The sequence below is a fragment of the Mesorhizobium sp. M1406 genome, from assembly GCF_040317555.1.
Lineage (GTDB): Bacteria > Pseudomonadota > Alphaproteobacteria > Rhizobiales > Rhizobiaceae > Mesorhizobium.
In genome coordinates, this window is sequence record NZ_JAMYKW010000060.1 from 14,126 (window position 1) to 29,512 (window position 15,387).

A 15,387-nucleotide genomic window follows, 5' to 3' on the forward strand; every position below is an offset into this window, starting at 1 on the left:
GTCGAAACTGGGATGGGCGACCCGTCGCCCTCCGTTCAAGGACCATAGACCATGAAGATCATTGCCTGCGGCAGCGTGCCGACCATCGTAGCGCCAGACAAATATTTCACCGGCCGGGTATTGCAGACGCCGATCATCGAGAAAGAGGCGCCGGCGCGGCTGCGGGCCACGCTGGTCAGCTTCGAGCCGGGCGCGCGCACCCACTGGCATACGCATCCGCTTGGTCAGACACTCTATGTCACCGTGGGCGCCGGTCTCGCGCAGACATGGGGCGAACCGATCCAGGAGATCAGGGCCGGCGACGTCATCTCGTTCGCCCCCGGTGAAAAGCACTGGCACGGCGCGGCGCTTACATCGTCGATGACGCATATTGCCATGCAGGAGGCAATCGACGGCGTCCATGCCGATTGGCTGGAAGCGGTGACCGCGGAGCAATATGGCGGCTGAGTGCCGAGCCCGGCGGGTTCCGCGCGGCGATGCTGACGGCGGCGATTGCCGCGTTCCTCACCACCCACCGCACGGCTGGTCGCCATGCTGGCTCCGGTCGAGGCGCACTCGGGCAAAGAGGCGAGAAGGCTCACAGCGCGATCAGAAACCCGGCGGTGAAGCCTGGTTTACTGTTTCAGTGCCGGCCTGATCAGGTCAGCGATGCCGTGAAGCGCTGGATGCGCGTGCAGGCTTCCTCCAGCAGCGTCTCCGAGGTGGCGTAGGAGATGCGGAAGTTGGGGCCAAGGCCAAAGGCCGAGCCGAATACCACGGCGACGCCCTCGGCCTCGAGCAGTTCCGAACAGAAGGTCTCGTCGGTGTCGATCAGCTTGCCGGCTTTAGTCTTCTTGCCGATCAGCTGGGCGCAGGAGGGATAGACGTAGAAAGCGCCTTCCGGCGACGGACACGTAATGCCGCGCGCCTGGTTGAGCATCGAGACAACGAGATCGCGCCTGCCTTGAAAGATCGCCTTGTTCCTGGCGATGAAGTCCTGCGGGCCGTTGAGTGCCTCGACGGAGGCCCATTGCGCGATGGTGCAGGCGCCCGATGTCTGCTGGCCCTGGATCATGTCCATCGCCTTGATCAGCTGGACGGGACCGGCCGCATAGCCAATGCGCCAGCCGGTCATGGCGTAGGCTTTCGACACGCCGTTCATGGTCAGCGTGCGTTCGTAGAGCTTCGGCTCGACCTCGGCGATGGTCTTGAAGACGAAGTCGCCATAGGTCAGGTGCTCGTACATGTCGTCGGTCAGGGTCCAGACATGCGGGTGCTTCAACAGCACGTCGGCCAGCGCGCGCAGTTCGGCTTCGGTGTAGGCGGCGCCCGACGGGTTCGACGGCGAGTTCATCAGCAGCCACTTTGTGCGCGGCGTGATCGCCTTTTCCAGCACAGAAGCGGTCAGCTTGAAGCCGTTGTCGATGGAGGTGTCGGCAAACACCGAGGTGCCGCCGCAGATCGCCACCATCTCGGGATAGCTGACCCAGTAAGGGCGGGGGATGATGACCTCGTCGCCCGGGTTCAGCGTCGCCATGAAGGCGTTGAACAGGATTTGCTTGCCGCCGGTGCCGACGATGGTCTGCTCGGGCTTGTAGTCGAGATTGTTCTCGCGCTTGAATTTCTTCGAGATCGCCTCGCGCAGCGGCACGATGCCCGAAACCGGCGGATACTTGGTCTCGCCCCGGCGGATCGCCTCGATCGCAGCATTCTTGATGTTGTCGGGCGTGTCGAAATCCGGCTCGCCGGCGCCGAGGCCGATAATGTCACGGCCGGCATTTTTCAGCTCGCGCGCCTTCTGCGTCACCGCGATGGTGGCGGAAGGCTTTACGCGGGAAAGGGTGTCGGCAAGAAAGGCCATGACCTTGAACGTCTCCATGGAAGATCGGTGCGACCGGGAGCGGCCGCGGCGCTTCTCATGTCGCATGATTTCGCGCAGTGCAAGCATTGTCGGCTGATCCAGCCGTCAATGACCCGTGATCGGGACCGTGATCGGCAACAATAAATTCATTAACGAGCGGTAGAGGCTTGAGTGGCAGGATCGCAGACCAATTCCGCCAGGTCGCGGAGCGAGGAACCGTGTCGCGCAGCATCGGGCTTGCCCACATCATCCGTCAAGACGACGGCACCTCCACCGGTGTCTGGAGCATCTACACGCTGCGGAGTGCCTTCCAGCCGATCTTTGCCTTCAACGAAGGCAAGCTGTCGGTGGTCGCGTTTGAAGGGTTGATCCGGCCGTTCCGCGACGGCGAGCCGCAATCGCCGATGAATTTCTTCTCGGCCTGCCCAGCCGCCGACCGTTTGCATATCGAGGCGCTGACCAGGACGCTGCATCTTCTGAACGCCGGCGCCTGCCTGCCACAAGAGGCGTCGATCTTCGTCAATTTCGACCCGTCGGTGTTCACTGAACGCCCCGTTGCCGACGCCGCCTTGCGCGAAATGCGGCTGGTGCTGCATGAGGCCGGCATCGATCCACGCCGGGTCGTCTGCGAAGTGACCGAGCAGCGCTCGGCGTCGCAGGAAACCCTGCACAGTTTCGTCGCGGCACTGAGGGCCAACGGCTTTCGCATCGCCGTCGACGATTATGGCGCCGCCGATTCCGACATCAACCGCGTCAAGGAGTTGAAGCCGGATATCGTCAAGTTCGATGCCTATTGGATCACGCAACTGATGGAATCCGGCGCCGGCTTCGCGCTCTTGACCACCATGGTGAAAAGTTTCGAGGCACAAGGCATCCGCACGGTGTTCGAAGGTATCGAGGAGAGCTGGCAATTGGAGCTTGCCGAGAAATCGGGAGCGTCGATGGTGCAGGGTTTCGTGCTGGCGCGGCCCGAACTGGCGCCGACCAGTTTTGGCGTCCTCGACAAGAAAAGGCAGGCACCAGTCGCCGCTGCCGCCGACACGCCTGCTCCTGCTCCGGCACCGCATTCGGCGCGGCAGGTGAAGGCGTTCGGACGCAGGGTGGCGCCATGAGGCTTGAGCGGCGGCGCAATGTCGGCGATGCGATCTGGGTCGACGAAGTCGGCATCGCATACGGCATTCATGGCGAGTTCCGGCTGCGCAGCGCCTATCAGCCGATTTTCGCGCCGCGTGGCCGGTTCCTTCACGCGGTCGCGGTCGAAGCCCTGATCGAGCCGCACCGCGCCGGGCGCCCCGGTGCGCCACGGGTTTTCTTCGACAGCATTGCCGCCTCGGATCGGCTGTTCGTCGAGACCATGTGCCGGGCGCTGCACCTCAGGAATTTTTGCAACATCGGCGTCGACGGGCTCGACCTGTTCTTCAACTACAATCCGCTGATCAACGACCATCCCGGGCGGGCGCTGGCCGAGATCCGGCTGATGACCAGGCACCTCGGCGAGTTCGGCCTCGCGCCGGGCATGCTGGTCTGCGAAATCACCGAACAGGCGGCCGATGACACGCTTCTTGCCCGGCTGGCGCGCGAAATGCGGCGCGACGGCATCCGCATCGCCATCGACGATTTCGGCACCGGGCACTCGACCGAGGAGCGGGTGAACCTGCTCAAGCCCGACATCGTCAAGATCGACGGCACATGGTTCGCGGAGTTCTGCCGCCACGCCGCCGCCGAACGGTTCTTCCGCCCGCTGGTTTCCAGTCTGCATGACCGCGGCGCCAAGGTGCTGGTCGAAGGCATCGAGCAGCCCACCCATCTTCGCGTCGCGCTCGAAGGCGGCGTCGATCTTCTGCAGGGTTTTCTTCTCGCCCGTCCGGCGCTTGCCGGCACGATATTTGATGAAAAGCCGCTGCACATCGACACGCTGCTTGGCAATATAGGCAATGTCATCCCGCTGTTTGGCTAAAGCGCGTCGCGTTTGAACGGATTCAGGCGACGCGCTTTAGGTCTTTGTTTTATGCATGTCGTCCTCCCAAAACCGAGGTCACTTTTGGGCGACATGCATTAGGTCGCCGGTATTCACACATCAGCGGCGCTGATCGTCGTACCAAAACAAATCATTGGTTGAGGGCACCGCCGCTGCGATAATCGCGGCAGCAGAGACAGCGCTCCGGGGAACAGCCATGATACTTTACGGCATGATCGACAGCGGGCAATTGCTACAAGCCGCGCCTGCTGATGGCCAAGCTTGGCCTTGCCTTCACCAATGTCGAGGTGAGTTCGCACACCGGCGATACGCGCAAAGCCGATTTTGTCGCCAAGAACCCGAACGCCATGGTGCCGCTGCTCGAACTCGACGACGGCCGTCGCCTGGCCGAGTCCAATGCCATCCTGCTCTATCTCGCCGAAGGCACGCGCTTCCTGCCGGTCGACAGATACGAGCGGGGGCTCGCTTATCAATGGCTGTTCTTCGAGCAGCACAGCCACGAGCCCTACATCGCCGTGCGCAAGGCGCTGCTGACCTTTCCCGAAAGAGCAGGGGATGCGACTCCGGAGCGGCTGGCGGTGACGCTGGAGCGCGGCAACAAGGCGCTGAGCGTGATGAACAAGCATCTGGAAGACAATGCTTTCTTCGCCGGCGGGGCGCTCAGCGTCGCCGACATCGCGCTCTATGCCTATACGCATACGGCGGAGCAGGGCGGCTTCCAGCTCGACGCCTATCCGTCTGTCGCCGCCTGGCTGAAAAGGGTGGAGGCCGATCCGGGGCATGTGCCGATCGAGTGGCTGGGGTAAGCTTTTCGGCGATTGGCGAAAACCTCGGCGAGGCGTCCTTCTCCCCGTCTCTATACGGGGAGAAGATGGCGGCAGCCAGATGAGGGGCGGCGCCAGCCTTCGGTTGTGTGCTTGGCTCTGCGATCGTCCCTCTTGAAGCGTCGGCGCTGCCCCTCGTCGCCCTGCCGGGCACTTCTCCCCGTATAGAGACGGGGAGAAGGACGCTGTCTCGCCGGTTTCGCCAATTGTCGCCACCTAAACCCCAGACAGCAAAAAGGCGGGAAAAATCCCGCCTTCCATGCTTGGTAGCCTGATCGGGAGCGTCCGGTCCGGGCTGGCAGCTATCTGCTGATCCAGCTTGTCGGTCTTTCCGCTCCGGCGCGCTTCTCGCGCGACTGTCAGTACATCCGTGACTTGCCGCGCGCCCCGGGCTCTCGCCCGGCGCGCGCTATCGCAAAATCAGGCTGCCTTGCTCAGAGACCCAGCGGACGACTTGCCAGTGCGGCGGTCCTGCTCGATCTCGAAGTTGATCTTCTGGCCTTCGACCAAGGTCGACAGCCCAGCACGCTCAACAGCGGAGATGTGGACGAAAACGTCCGCGCCGCCCGCGTCAGGCTGAATGAAGCCAAAGCCCTTGGTGGCGTTGAACCACTTGACCGTTCCTGTTGCCATTTTAGATAGTCCTTCAACATTTGCTTTAGATTGACCGGACCGAAGTCCAGCCGGTGTGCATCGAGATTTTGGAGATAGACGTCAGCAAACGCGAAGATCGCGAGGCCCGGATCGATCGGCCGAAATATCAATGGAAGGCATATAGGCTGGTTTCGCATAAAATACAAGACTGCGTGAGAAAACCGTGATCGAGGGGCTGCCCAACGGCTGCCCCAATCTGCTGAAAACGTTGCGGCAGGTCGCGCTGTCCTCAAGCGGCGGATCAGGGGGAGAGAACCATGAAAACCATTCTGCTTGCCGGCTGCCTGACGCTGGTGGCGGCCGACGCGCAGGCGATCTCGCGCTACGATCCGACGCATATGAGCTGCGGCAAGGTTCAGGCGACGATAGCCCGGCAGGGCGCCGTCATCCTGCGCTACCAGTCGACGCGGGTGCCGGGATTGCCGCTTTACGACCGCTATGTGCAGAGCCAGCAATTCTGCACCATGGGCGAGGTGAGGACGCGCGCCTACGTGCCCAGCGCCGACACCAAGTCCTGTTCCGTCTATAACTGCAAGCGCCCGGACAATGACCGGCATTTCCGCAGGCGGTTCTTCCACAACAACTAGAACTTGTCCGCGTCAGAACCCGAAGGAAACCTGCGCCGGTGGCGGCGGGCCGACGCGCACGCCTTCCATGGCCAGCATCTTCTCCTTGGTGACCGAGCCGCCGGGCGCCGAGAAGCCGCCGATTTTGCCGCCGGCGGCAAGGATGCGATGGCAAGGAATGACCAGCGGCACCGGATTGGCGCCGAGCGCCGCCCCGGTTTCGCGGGCGAGCCCCGCATGGCCGGCGGTTTTGGCCAACTCGCCATAGGTGGTGGTTTCGCCGAAGGAGAGTTTTCGCGCCGCGTCATAGATGGCGAGGCGGAAATCGTCGACGCCGTCGAGATCGACCGGCACGCCGGAGAAATCGACGTCCTCGCCCGCCGCATAAGCCTTGATCGAGGCGATCAGGTCGACCACCCATGGCGGCTGGGCCGTGGAGGCGGAAACGCCTCCATGGCGCAGCAGGCGCCGCTCCACCGCTTCGCGGCTGCGTTCGGGCAGGCAGAGCCGGATCAGGCCCTTTTCGCTCCACGCGATGCCCATGAAACCGATCACTGTTTCTAACACTGCGTGGCCGGCCGTGATCGAAGATGTCGTGTCCATGCCGCGTTCCTTTCCGCAAAGTGGCGAAAACCGGGATTCGTCCCGGTACATATCCAGAACAATATGGCATCAGAGGCCAAGTCTCGCCACCCGAAAACCACCTGATGGCCCCGATTGCCGCTCATGAATCGGTGGTGTAAGGGATTTCTTAACAACCCGACAAATCGGACCCGAGCGCGGCTTGCCAGCAAAACTCAACCTTATCGCGATCGGCGTGATCCTGGCCGCCGCCGGCGTCAGCGGCTGCACGTCGACCTCGCAGATGAAGTCCGCGCCTGCTCTTACCGAAACAACAACCGCCGCCGGCGCTGATGCCGGCTTCACCGTGCCGCTGCCGGAGACGGTTTCGGTGCTGCCTGAATCCTCCGGTATCGCTCCCGTTCAGACGGCCGAGCCGCCGCTCGATCCCGCGGCACAACCGGCGGCAGTGACCGCCGCCTTTGCCGGTTCGACGCCGGCGGCACCAGCCGTGATGACCGCCAATGCCTGGCAGGCGCCTGCGCCAGCCAATGCGGGCGAGCCGGTCCAGGCTGCCGAGACCTATACGACCGCGGGGCTGGTGATGCCGGCGACCGCCAAGGGCGACCGGATGCCTGGCGTCCAGCAGGTCGCCTATGTCGTGCCGCAGAACCCGGCTGCCCTGGTGCAGGGTCCCGTCGGGCCGACGGAAGAACATGCGACGGGCGTGCGTGGCGATGTCGAACGGCTGATCGAGAAATATGCCGCCCTCTACCAGGTGCCGGTGGACCTGGTGCGCCGCGTCGTCAACCGCGAGAGCACCTTCAACCCGAAAGCCTACAACAATGGCCATTGGGGGCTGATGCAGATCAAGCACGCGACGGCGCGCGGCATGGGCTATGACGGACCGGCCAAGGGCCTGTTCGACGCCGAGACCAATTTGAAATACGCGGTGAAATATCTGCGTGGCGCCTGGCTGGTGGCCGGCGGCAACGCCAAGAAGGCCGACTGGCTCTACCAGACCGGCTACTATTTCGACGCCAAGCGCAAGGGCCTGCTCGAGGCGACCGGCCTTGGTGTCGACCGTCAGCGCCGCCGCCTGCAGCCCGACGCCTGAGCGCGATGCCGGAACCGCGTCCGCCGGCTTTGAACGACATCCGGCTGCGCAAGATCCTCGACGAGACGCTGGTTCCGCCGCACTGGCCGGACGGTTTCGTCATGCGCTGCTTCGAGCCCGGTGATGCGCTGCCCCTGCATGCGCTGTTGACCGAAGTGTTCGACGACGGCGCCGATGGCCCGTTCGACGAATGGTGGCCACGTATCGCGGATGATCCCGAATTCGACCCGGCGCTGTGCTTCCTCGTCATCGATGCCAAGGGTCGGCTGGCGGCGGCGGCGCTGTGCTGGACCCGCGCCTTCGTCAAGGACCTCGCCGTTCATCCCGAGGCGCGCGGCAAGGGCGTTGCCGAGGCGCTGATGTGGCACGCCTTCGCCATTTTTCGCGAACGCGGCGCCGACCATGTCGACCTCAAGACCAACACGGTCGAGAACGCCGCCGCCGTCCGGCTCTACGAGCGACTGGGAATGATGCCTGTCGCCTGGGAAGGCTGAAACCATTCCAGCCGCGCGAATCGGCCCGATCGCCGATCACAAGGAATGACTCGCTTTGGGAACCCAAAGCGCCGCTTCGCATTCATTGCAGGGTGGGGTCTGACAAGCTGCCGGCGCGGGGGAGGATTTTCCGTCGCCGGCCGCGGAGGGACATCCGCCATCATGAATCTTTTTCACGCATTTCTGGCACTCGGTGTCGCCGCCATGCTGGCTGCTGCTCCGGCGCGGGCTGTCGAGTTGTCGATCGTGTCGGGCGATACGGGCGACGGCATCAAGGTGCTGCGCGAGATCCTCGACCGTTACGAGAAAGACAGCGGCAACAAAGTCGGCATCGTCATCATGCCGACGTCCGGGACCGACCAGTTCGGCCAATACCGGCTTTGGCTCGCCGCGGGTAACAGCGACATCGATGTCTATCAGACCGACGTGATCTGGGCGCCGCAGCTCGCCAGCCAGCTCGTCGATCTGACCGCCGCGACCAAGGATGTCGTCGGCGCCCATTTCCCGTCGATCATCCAGTCGCAGACGGTCGATGGCAAGCTCGTCGCTCTGCCGATCTTCACCGATGCGCCGGCGCTCTACTACCGCAAGGATCTCCTCGACAAATACGGCGCCAAGGCGCCGGCCACCTGGAAGGAACTGGCAGACACCGCCAAGCTGGTGATGGACAAGGAGCGTGCGGCCGGCAATCGGGATATCTGGGGCTTCGTCTTCCAGGGCAATGCCTATGAGGGGCTGACCTGCAACGCGCTCGAATGGGTGATGTCGAATGGCGGCGGCCAGATCATCGAGCCGGACGGCTCCATCTCCATCAACAACCCAGAAGCGGCGGCAGTGCTCGATATGGCCAAGGGCTGGGTCGGGACCATCGCCCCGCCCGGCGTGCTTGCCTACCAGGAAGAGGAATCGCGCGGCGTGTGGCAGACCGGCAACGCAGTGTTCATGCGCAACTGGCCCTATGCCTACGCGCTCGGCAACGGCGAGGGCTCGCCGATCAAGGGCAAATTCGACGTGGCGCCGCTGCCGGCCGGCACGGGCGAAGGCGCCCGGCCGGTCGCGACCCTGGGCGGCTGGAACCTCGCCGTCTCCAAATATTCGAAGCATCCGGATGCCGCGATCGAGCTGGTCAAGTTCATCGCCTCGCCCGCGATGCAGAAATACCGCACGCTGAAGACGTCCAACCTGCCGACCATCCAGGCGCTGTATGACGATGCCGACGTCGCCAGGCAACAGCCGATTGTTCCGCGCTGGAAGCAGATTTTTCTCAATGCGGTGCCGCGCCCTTCGGCCGCGACCAGGATCAAATACAACGAGGCGTCGAGCCAGTTCTGGAACGCCGTTCACAACACGCTCTCGGGCGACGGCACTGCCGCCGACAATCTTGCCGACCTTGAAGCGATACTGACCAAGCTGAAGGGCCGAGGCTGGTGACGCGACGATGCTGGGGCATCCGCCCGGGGGAACCGCGACGAGCGGGTGTGAGATGACAAGAATGGAACCGGTACCTGAAACAGCCAGGGCCGCGCACTCGCCGCTGAAGGCACAGCGCGTTCGCTCGGCGTGGCTTTTCCTGGCGCCAATGCTTCTGGTGCTCGCCGCGGCGGCCGGCTGGCCGCTTGCCCGCACGGTCTATTTCAGCTTCACCGACGCCTCGCTGGCCGACCTCGACGCGCGCCAATGGGTCGGCTTCGCCAATTATTTTTCGGTTTTCAGCATGCCGAGCGGACGGGTCCTCTACGATGGTCTGCTCGTTGATCCGGTCTGGTGGCGTGCCGTCTGGAACACGGTGCGCTTCGCCGTGGTCTCCGTGACCTGCGAGACGATCCTCGGAACGATCGTTGCGCTGGTTCTCAATGCCAAATTCCCAGGCCGCGGCATCGTCAGGGCGGCGATCCTCATCCCCTGGGCCATCCCGACGATCGTCTCGGCGAAGATGTGGCAGTGGATGCTCAACGACCAGTTCGGCATCATCAATGTCGTGTTGCTCAACCTCGGCCTGATCAGCGCCAAGATCGCCTGGACGGCAAACGCCGACACTGCGATGGCGGCGATCCTCATCGTCGATATCTGGAAGACGACGCCGTTCATGGCGCTGCTCATCCTGGCCGCGCTGCAGATGCTGCCGAGGGAGATCATCGAGGTCGCCAGGCTCGACGGCGCGAATCCGTGGCAGATCTTCTGGCGGGTGACCTTGCCGCTCATCCGCCCGGCGGTGATGGTGGCCGTGATCTTCCGCGCGCTCGATGCGCTGCGCATCTTCGACCTGATCTATGTGCTGACGCCCAACAATGCCCACACCAAGTCGATGTCGGTGTTCGCCCGCGAGAACCTGTTCGAGTTCGACAAGTTCGCCTATGGCTCCGCCGCCTCGACCTTGCTCTTCCTCATCCTTGCTCTGCTCACCATCGCCTATATCCGGATCGGCCGGATCAGCCTGGACGGAGACCGCTGAGATGTGGGTGCTGAAGCGAACGGCCTTTTATCTCCTGGTCGCAGGAATCGTCTTCGTCGCGGTGTTCCCGTTCTACTACGCCATCGTCACCAGCCTGAAATCGGGGACGGAGCTGTTCCAGGCTGACCTCTGGCCGACGACGGTCAGTCTTGCCAACTACCGGAATGTGCTGACCGAGGGCAGCTTCGTGCGCAATCTCATAAATTCGCTGTTCGTCTCGGGCGCGGTCGTCGCGCTGTCGCTGTTGCTCGGCGTCACATCAGCCTATGCGCTGGCACGCATCCGCTTTCGCGGCCGCTCGGCCCTGCTGTTCACCATCCTGTCGGTCTCGATGTTCCCGCAGGTGGCGCTGCTGGCCGGGCTGTTCGAACTGGTCCGCATGTTCGGCCTCTACAATTCGCTGTTCGCGCTGATTTTCTCCTACATGATCTTCACCTTGCCCTTCACCGTCTGGGTGCTCACCACCTTCGTCCGCGACCTGCCGGTCGAGCTCGAGGAGGCGGCGATCCTCGACGGCGCGACGCCGTGGATCATCGTCACCCGGGTGTTCCTGCCGCTGATGTGGCCGGCGCTGGCGACCACCGGGCTGCTGGCCTTCATCGGCGCATGGAACGAGTTTCTGTTTGCCCTGACATTCACCTCCAACAACGCGCAGCGGACCGTGCCGGTGGCGATCGCGCTGCTCTCCGGCAACTCGCAGTTCGAGATCCCGTGGGGCAACATCATGGCCGCATCGGTGATCGTCACGGTGCCGCTGGTGGTGCTGGTCCTGATCTTCCAGCGCAAGATCGTCTCCGGCCTCACGGCCGGTGGCGTCAAGGGGTGAGGCGGTGTCATCGTGCGGCGCGTTTGCCGAGCTGCCGCGAGAATCAGGCAAGTAAAGGAAATGTCCACCAACGCGGCAGGCCGCATCTTGCCTGCACTCGTCCGGTTGCTAAGCTTCGCCTGCGTGGGGCGTTGCTGAACCGGAGGAAACGTGATGCGGTTTCTGCTCTCCAGCCTTGCCACCCTGATACTTGCCGCCCCGCTCTTTGTGAACACCGCGCGGGCCGCCGACGACTGCGCCAATGCGCAGGACCAGGCGACCATGAACGAGTGCGCCGGCAAGGATTTCGCGGCGTCCGACAAGAAGCTCAATGACGCCTACAGGCAGATCGAGGGCAGGCTGAAGGACAATGCCGCGTCGAAGAAGCTGCTGGTCAATGCGCAGCGCGCCTGGGTCGCTTTCCGTGACGCCGAATGCAATTTCCAGGGCGGCCCGCCCGAAACCGCCGGCAGCATCCGTCCCATGGTGATCGCCAATTGCCAGGCCGGATTGACCGAAAAACGGCTGAAGGATTTTCAGGGTTACCTCCATTGCGAGGAAGGGGTGATGGACTGCCCGGTGCCGGCGGCGCAGTAGCGTTCGCCGGTCCTGCGAAAGGTTCCGCCGTTGTCGTCTTGCCGCGCGCAAAAATGTCGGAGTCGATCGTCGCCAGACGTCCTTGGGTCGTAGAGCAACCGCGCCGGGACGCCGGCGCGACGACCAAGGAGACGATCATGATCACCTTTCCCAACGAGTCCGCCAGATACCGCACCGCGCGTGAAAAACTGCTGCGGAAGGAAATGGAGCTGCGCCGCGCCATGGAGGACGTGGCCGAGGCACGGCGGGCGCTGCCTCCCGGCGGACTGATCCGCCAGGACTATGAGTTCGACGGGCTGGATACCGATGGAAGGCCAGCAAGGGTCAAACTTTCGGAGCTGTTCGCGCTGGGGAAGAACTCGCTGATCCTCTATAACATGATGTTTCCGCGCCATCCCCAGGAGACGCGCGAGGTGGCCACCAGCGGCGGCACGGCGAGGCTTGCGCGACAGGACCAGCCATGTCCATCCTGCACCGCGCTGCTCGACCAGTTCGACGGCGCGGTCGGGCATCTCGAGGCGGCCGGCTTCAATTTCGCGGTGGTCGGCAAGACCGCGCTCGAAAACCTGGTCACGCTCGGCCGCGACCGGGGCTGGCACAACATGCGGCTGGTGTCTTCGGCCAACAACAGCTTCAAGCGCGACTACAATGCCGAGGATGCCGACGGCGCGCAGATCCCGCTGCTGTCGGTGTTTCATCGCGATGCCGACGGCATCCGCCATTTCTGGTCGTCCGAGTTGGGCTTCGCGGCACCGGAGCCCGGCCAGGACCCGCGCGCCATCGGCACCTGCGAGATCCTGTGGAACCTGATGGATTTCACGCCGGAAGGCCGGCCGAACTGGAACGAACAGCTGCAATATGGCGAGGCGTGTTGCCATTGAGGGCCAAGCGAAGCGCAACTTCATTCTGTCTGCCGCGTTGGGCCTTTGGGACCCAACACGGAGAGTTCAGATGAGACCCTATCTCACCATCGCCACGCTGGCCCTTCTGGCCGGCGCGCCCACGGCTTTCGCGCAGCAGGCAGCACCCGCCGGAGTGCCGCCGCTTTCGGAAAACAAGGTCGACACCGAGACCTTCTCCAGGACGCTGGCCAGCGCCAATCGTTTCGAGATCGAGAGCAGCAAGCTGGCTGAGGAGAAGGGCGTTGCGGCGGACGTGAAGGATTTCGCCGGGCTGATGGTCAAGGACCACACCAAGGCCGGCCAGGATTTCAGGATGGCTCGCGAAAAGAGCCAGACCACCGCGTCGGTGGCACCCGAAGGCCCACCGCTGCTGCCGAAGGATCAGGCGATGCTGGACCAGCTCAAGGCTCTGGATGGCGAGCCCTTCCAGGCCAAATACATCGCCCTGCAGACAGAAGCGCACAAGCAGGCGGTGGCGCTGTTTTCCACCTATGCGCGGTCAGGCGACGACCCGGCGCTGAAGGAATTCGCCAAGAAGACGCTGCCGACGCTGCGGATGCACGAGAAGCACGTGAAGGAACTGGCGGTCGCGCACCAGGGTTGAAGGCGGTTCAAGGTCGGCGCCCTACGGCGCCCCCCTCTGTCCTGCCGGACATCTCCCCCACAGGTGGGGAGATTGGCAGCTTCGGCGCCGGCGCTCTTCTTGCAACGGTGAAAATTAGCGAAGGCCGCAGTGACGGCCAATCTCCCTCCTTGTGGGGGAGATGTCCGGCAGGACAGAGGGGGGCGCCGTAGAGTGCCACGTTGGATGCTAGCCTGTTGGCAAACCACTGCCGCAAGCTGGCCCTGTGCCTCCGTCCTCCATGAATTAGACTGCGGCAATCAATCCGAGGGAGACACCCATGCCCAAGGTCGATCTATCAGCCGTCCCCATCCGCAAGGGCTCTGGCTACCCCGCACCCTTCGATGCCCCCTGCGCCGAGCGCGCGTGCCGCCGCCTGGGCGATGCAGGCGGCCTCACCGATTTCGGCGTCAACCTCATGACCCTGCCACCCGGCGGCTGGTCCAGCCAGCGGCACTGGCACAGCCATGAGGACGAGTTCGTCTATCTGCTGGAGGGCGAACTGACGCTGGTCGAGGATGACGGCGAAACGCTGCTCGGGGCAGGCGACTGCGCGACCTTCGCCAAGAACAGCGGCAACGGCCATCACCTGATCAACCGTTCGTCGACAACGGCGCTTTATCTGGAGGTCGGTTCGCGCAACCCGGACGATGTCATCACCTGCTCCGACATCGACATGATGAGCCCGAGTTCCGACGGGCGGTTTCTGCATAGGGATGGCACGCCGTATCAGGGGCAGGGGTGAGCGGTACTCAGGTCGTCCTGATCTGTTCGACCGCGGTCACCAGCAGGTCTTCCATGGCGGTGCGTATCTGAGCATCCGACTGGGCGATGCCTGCCGCGTCGAAATCGGCGCGTACCTTGCGGAACACATCGTTGTCGCCGGCCTCCTCGAAGTCCGCGTGCACAACCTCCTTCGCATAGGCGTCGGCGTCCGCACCGGATTTGCCGAGCTTTTCGGCGGCCCACAGGCCGAGCAGCTTGTTGCGGCGCGCCATGGCCCTGAACTTCGTTTCCTCGTCCATAGCAAACTTCTTTTCGAAGCCTTCCTGACGGTCTCTCATGCTGCTCATGGTTTGCCTCGTTTTGATGTGAGTCCGGTCTTCAGCGTGGGAGAAGAGCGGCCAGGAGAGGCGAGAGTGGCGCGCATGGATGTCATTAGCAAGGCAGGGTCGTTCATGCGGCGATAGAGCGGGCACTTGGCGGCGCGCGCAAATAAGCGGGCGTTCGTCGCGCTGCTGCGGACCTCCGTGCTTCTCACCGGACGGTTCATCGGTTTTCTCTAGCCAAACCGAGCATCGGCACTGGCCTTCCCAAGGCAGGCAGATAAGCTCCCTGCAAATGAGAGGGAGATTGCCGTGAAGAAGGAAGTCATCGAAGTGCCGGTGCTGTCGGCGGCCGTGCGCACGCTGGGCGTGCCGCTGTCGCTGGTGACCAGGGCCGCAGGGCTGGTCTTCGTGTCCGGCACGCCGCCGCTCGATATTGCGACCGGCAGGCTGGTCAAGGGCGATATCGAAACGCAGACCGAGGCGTCGCTGAAGGCGCTGAAGCATTGCCTGGAAGCGGCCGGCATCTCGCTGGACAATGTGGTGATGGTGCGCATCTACGCCGTCAATTCCGGCTTCTACAACGCCATCAACCGCGTCTATGCCAGGCATTTTCCCGAAAATCCGCCATCACGGACCTTCGTGCCAGTGGCGTCATGGCCGATGGAGTTCGATATCGAGATCGAGTGTGTGGCGACGGCTTGATCTTCCCTTCTCCCCTTGTGGGAGAAGGTGTCGCCGAAGGCGACGGATGAGGGGTGTTCCAGTGAGCGCCAACGCCTCACTCCGCTGGAACACCCCTCATCCGTCTCGGCGCTATCGCGCCGATCCACCTTCTCCCACAAGGGGCTAGCGTGCGCACACATTTGCTTCGGGTTGATTTTGCGAGGCGAGAACGAAGCCGTCTGTGATGGCGTTGAAGCGTCTGA

The 15,387-nt window shown here is 63.4% G+C and carries 19 protein-coding genes; 15 read left to right on the forward strand and 4 right to left on the reverse strand.

Going from position 1 to position 15,387, the window contains the following annotated elements; genetic code table 11:
• The first annotated feature begins 51 nt into the window (after positions 1 to 51).
• Complete coding sequence (locus NKH03_RS28965; RefSeq protein ID WP_352863782.1) at positions 52 to 447, forward strand: (R)-mandelonitrile lyase; 396 nt, start codon at positions 52 to 54, stop codon at positions 445 to 447.
• 190 nt (positions 448 to 637) lie between these two features.
• Here NKH03_RS28965 and NKH03_RS28970 read toward each other — a convergent pair whose 3' ends face one another.
• Positions 638 to 1,840 carry a pyridoxal phosphate-dependent aminotransferase gene (locus tag NKH03_RS28970; RefSeq protein WP_352863779.1) on the reverse strand — a complete coding sequence of 401 codons (1,203 nt, stop codon included), beginning with the start codon at positions 1,838 to 1,840 and terminating at the stop codon, positions 638 to 640.
• A gap of 218 nt (positions 1,841 to 2,058) precedes the next feature.
• Here NKH03_RS28970 and NKH03_RS28975 point away from each other — a divergent pair, with 218 nt between their 5' ends.
• From NKH03_RS28975 to NKH03_RS28985, 3 genes are all read left to right on the forward strand, one after another.
• Positions 2,059 to 2,952, forward strand: a complete 894-nt coding sequence (locus NKH03_RS28975; RefSeq protein ID WP_352972256.1) for an EAL domain-containing protein — start codon at positions 2,059 to 2,061, stop codon at positions 2,950 to 2,952.
• Positions 2,949 to 3,797, forward strand: a complete 849-nt coding sequence (locus NKH03_RS28980) for an EAL domain-containing protein (RefSeq protein ID WP_352972257.1) — start codon at positions 2,949 to 2,951, stop codon at positions 3,795 to 3,797. The genes NKH03_RS28975 and NKH03_RS28980 overlap by 4 nt, the downstream gene beginning before the upstream one ends.
• Before the next feature lie 272 nt (positions 3,798 to 4,069).
• A complete protein-coding gene (locus NKH03_RS28985; protein ID WP_352972259.1) occupies positions 4,070 to 4,624 on the forward strand; it encodes a glutathione S-transferase family protein in 555 nt (184 codons plus the stop codon).
• A gap of 438 nt (positions 4,625 to 5,062) precedes the next feature.
• Here NKH03_RS28985 and NKH03_RS28990 read toward each other — a convergent pair whose 3' ends face one another.
• Complete coding sequence (locus tag NKH03_RS28990; protein ID WP_010910991.1) at positions 5,063 to 5,275, reverse strand: cold-shock protein; 213 nt, start codon at positions 5,273 to 5,275, stop codon at positions 5,063 to 5,065.
• Between the two features lie 278 nt (positions 5,276 to 5,553).
• Here NKH03_RS28990 and NKH03_RS28995 point away from each other — a divergent pair, with 278 nt between their 5' ends.
• Positions 5,554 to 5,883: a hypothetical protein gene (locus tag NKH03_RS28995; protein ID WP_352882877.1), complete on the forward strand. Its 330-nt coding sequence runs from the start codon at positions 5,554 to 5,556 to the stop codon at positions 5,881 to 5,883.
• Between the two features lie 12 nt (positions 5,884 to 5,895).
• Here the strand turns inward: NKH03_RS28995 and NKH03_RS29000 are convergent, their stop codons facing one another.
• Positions 5,896 to 6,465: a methylated-DNA--[protein]-cysteine S-methyltransferase gene (locus NKH03_RS29000; RefSeq protein WP_352972261.1), complete on the reverse strand. Its 570-nt coding sequence runs from the start codon at positions 6,463 to 6,465 to the stop codon at positions 5,896 to 5,898.
• A 181-nt stretch (positions 6,466 to 6,646) separates the two neighbouring features.
• On the opposite strand from NKH03_RS29000, the gene NKH03_RS29005 reads away from it, so the two are divergent.
• The 9 genes from NKH03_RS29005 (at position 6,647) to NKH03_RS29045 (ending at position 14,157) form a co-directional block, all read left to right on the forward strand.
• Positions 6,647 to 7,540: a transglycosylase SLT domain-containing protein gene (locus NKH03_RS29005; RefSeq protein WP_352882875.1), complete on the forward strand. Its 894-nt coding sequence runs from the start codon at positions 6,647 to 6,649 to the stop codon at positions 7,538 to 7,540.
• Positions 7,541 to 7,545: 5 nt separating this feature from the next.
• Complete coding sequence (locus NKH03_RS29010; protein ID WP_352863767.1) at positions 7,546 to 8,034, forward strand: GNAT family N-acetyltransferase; 489 nt, start codon at positions 7,546 to 7,548, stop codon at positions 8,032 to 8,034.
• A 162-nt stretch (positions 8,035 to 8,196) separates the two neighbouring features.
• A complete protein-coding gene (locus NKH03_RS29015; RefSeq protein ID WP_352972263.1) occupies positions 8,197 to 9,465 on the forward strand; it encodes an ABC transporter substrate-binding protein in 1,269 nt (422 codons plus the stop codon).
• 52 nt (positions 9,466 to 9,517) lie between these two features.
• Positions 9,518 to 10,486 (forward strand): carbohydrate ABC transporter permease, encoded by a 969-nt coding sequence (locus tag NKH03_RS29020; RefSeq protein ID WP_352972265.1) that lies wholly within the window; start codon positions 9,518 to 9,520, stop codon positions 10,484 to 10,486.
• A gap of 1 nt (position 10,487) precedes the next feature.
• Positions 10,488 to 11,312, forward strand: a complete 825-nt coding sequence (locus NKH03_RS29025) for a carbohydrate ABC transporter permease (protein WP_352882871.1) — start codon at positions 10,488 to 10,490, stop codon at positions 11,310 to 11,312.
• A gap of 153 nt (positions 11,313 to 11,465) precedes the next feature.
• Complete coding sequence (locus NKH03_RS29030; protein ID WP_352882870.1) at positions 11,466 to 11,888, forward strand: lysozyme inhibitor LprI family protein; 423 nt, start codon at positions 11,466 to 11,468, stop codon at positions 11,886 to 11,888.
• A 137-nt stretch (positions 11,889 to 12,025) separates the two neighbouring features.
• Positions 12,026 to 12,769, forward strand: coding sequence for a DUF899 family protein (locus NKH03_RS29035; RefSeq protein WP_352972267.1), 744 nt, complete (start codon positions 12,026 to 12,028; stop codon positions 12,767 to 12,769).
• Between the two features lie 70 nt (positions 12,770 to 12,839).
• The gene (locus NKH03_RS29040; protein WP_352882868.1) at positions 12,840 to 13,394 is read left to right on the forward strand and encodes a DUF4142 domain-containing protein; all 555 of its coding nucleotides are present in this window, start codon (positions 12,840 to 12,842) and stop codon (positions 13,392 to 13,394) included.
• Between the two features lie 298 nt (positions 13,395 to 13,692).
• Positions 13,693 to 14,157: a cupin domain-containing protein gene (locus NKH03_RS29045; RefSeq protein WP_352972268.1), complete on the forward strand. Its 465-nt coding sequence runs from the start codon at positions 13,693 to 13,695 to the stop codon at positions 14,155 to 14,157.
• Positions 14,158 to 14,164: 7 nt separating this feature from the next.
• On the opposite strand, the gene NKH03_RS29050 is transcribed toward NKH03_RS29045, so the two are convergent.
• Positions 14,165 to 14,485 (reverse strand): DUF1476 domain-containing protein, encoded by a 321-nt coding sequence (locus tag NKH03_RS29050; protein ID WP_352972271.1) that lies wholly within the window; start codon positions 14,483 to 14,485, stop codon positions 14,165 to 14,167.
• 285 nt (positions 14,486 to 14,770) lie between these two features.
• Between NKH03_RS29050 and NKH03_RS29055 the strand changes: the two genes are divergently transcribed.
• Positions 14,771 to 15,163, forward strand: coding sequence for a RidA family protein (locus NKH03_RS29055; RefSeq protein ID WP_352972273.1), 393 nt, complete (start codon positions 14,771 to 14,773; stop codon positions 15,161 to 15,163).
• The last annotated feature ends 224 nt before the right edge of the window (positions 15,164 to 15,387 follow it).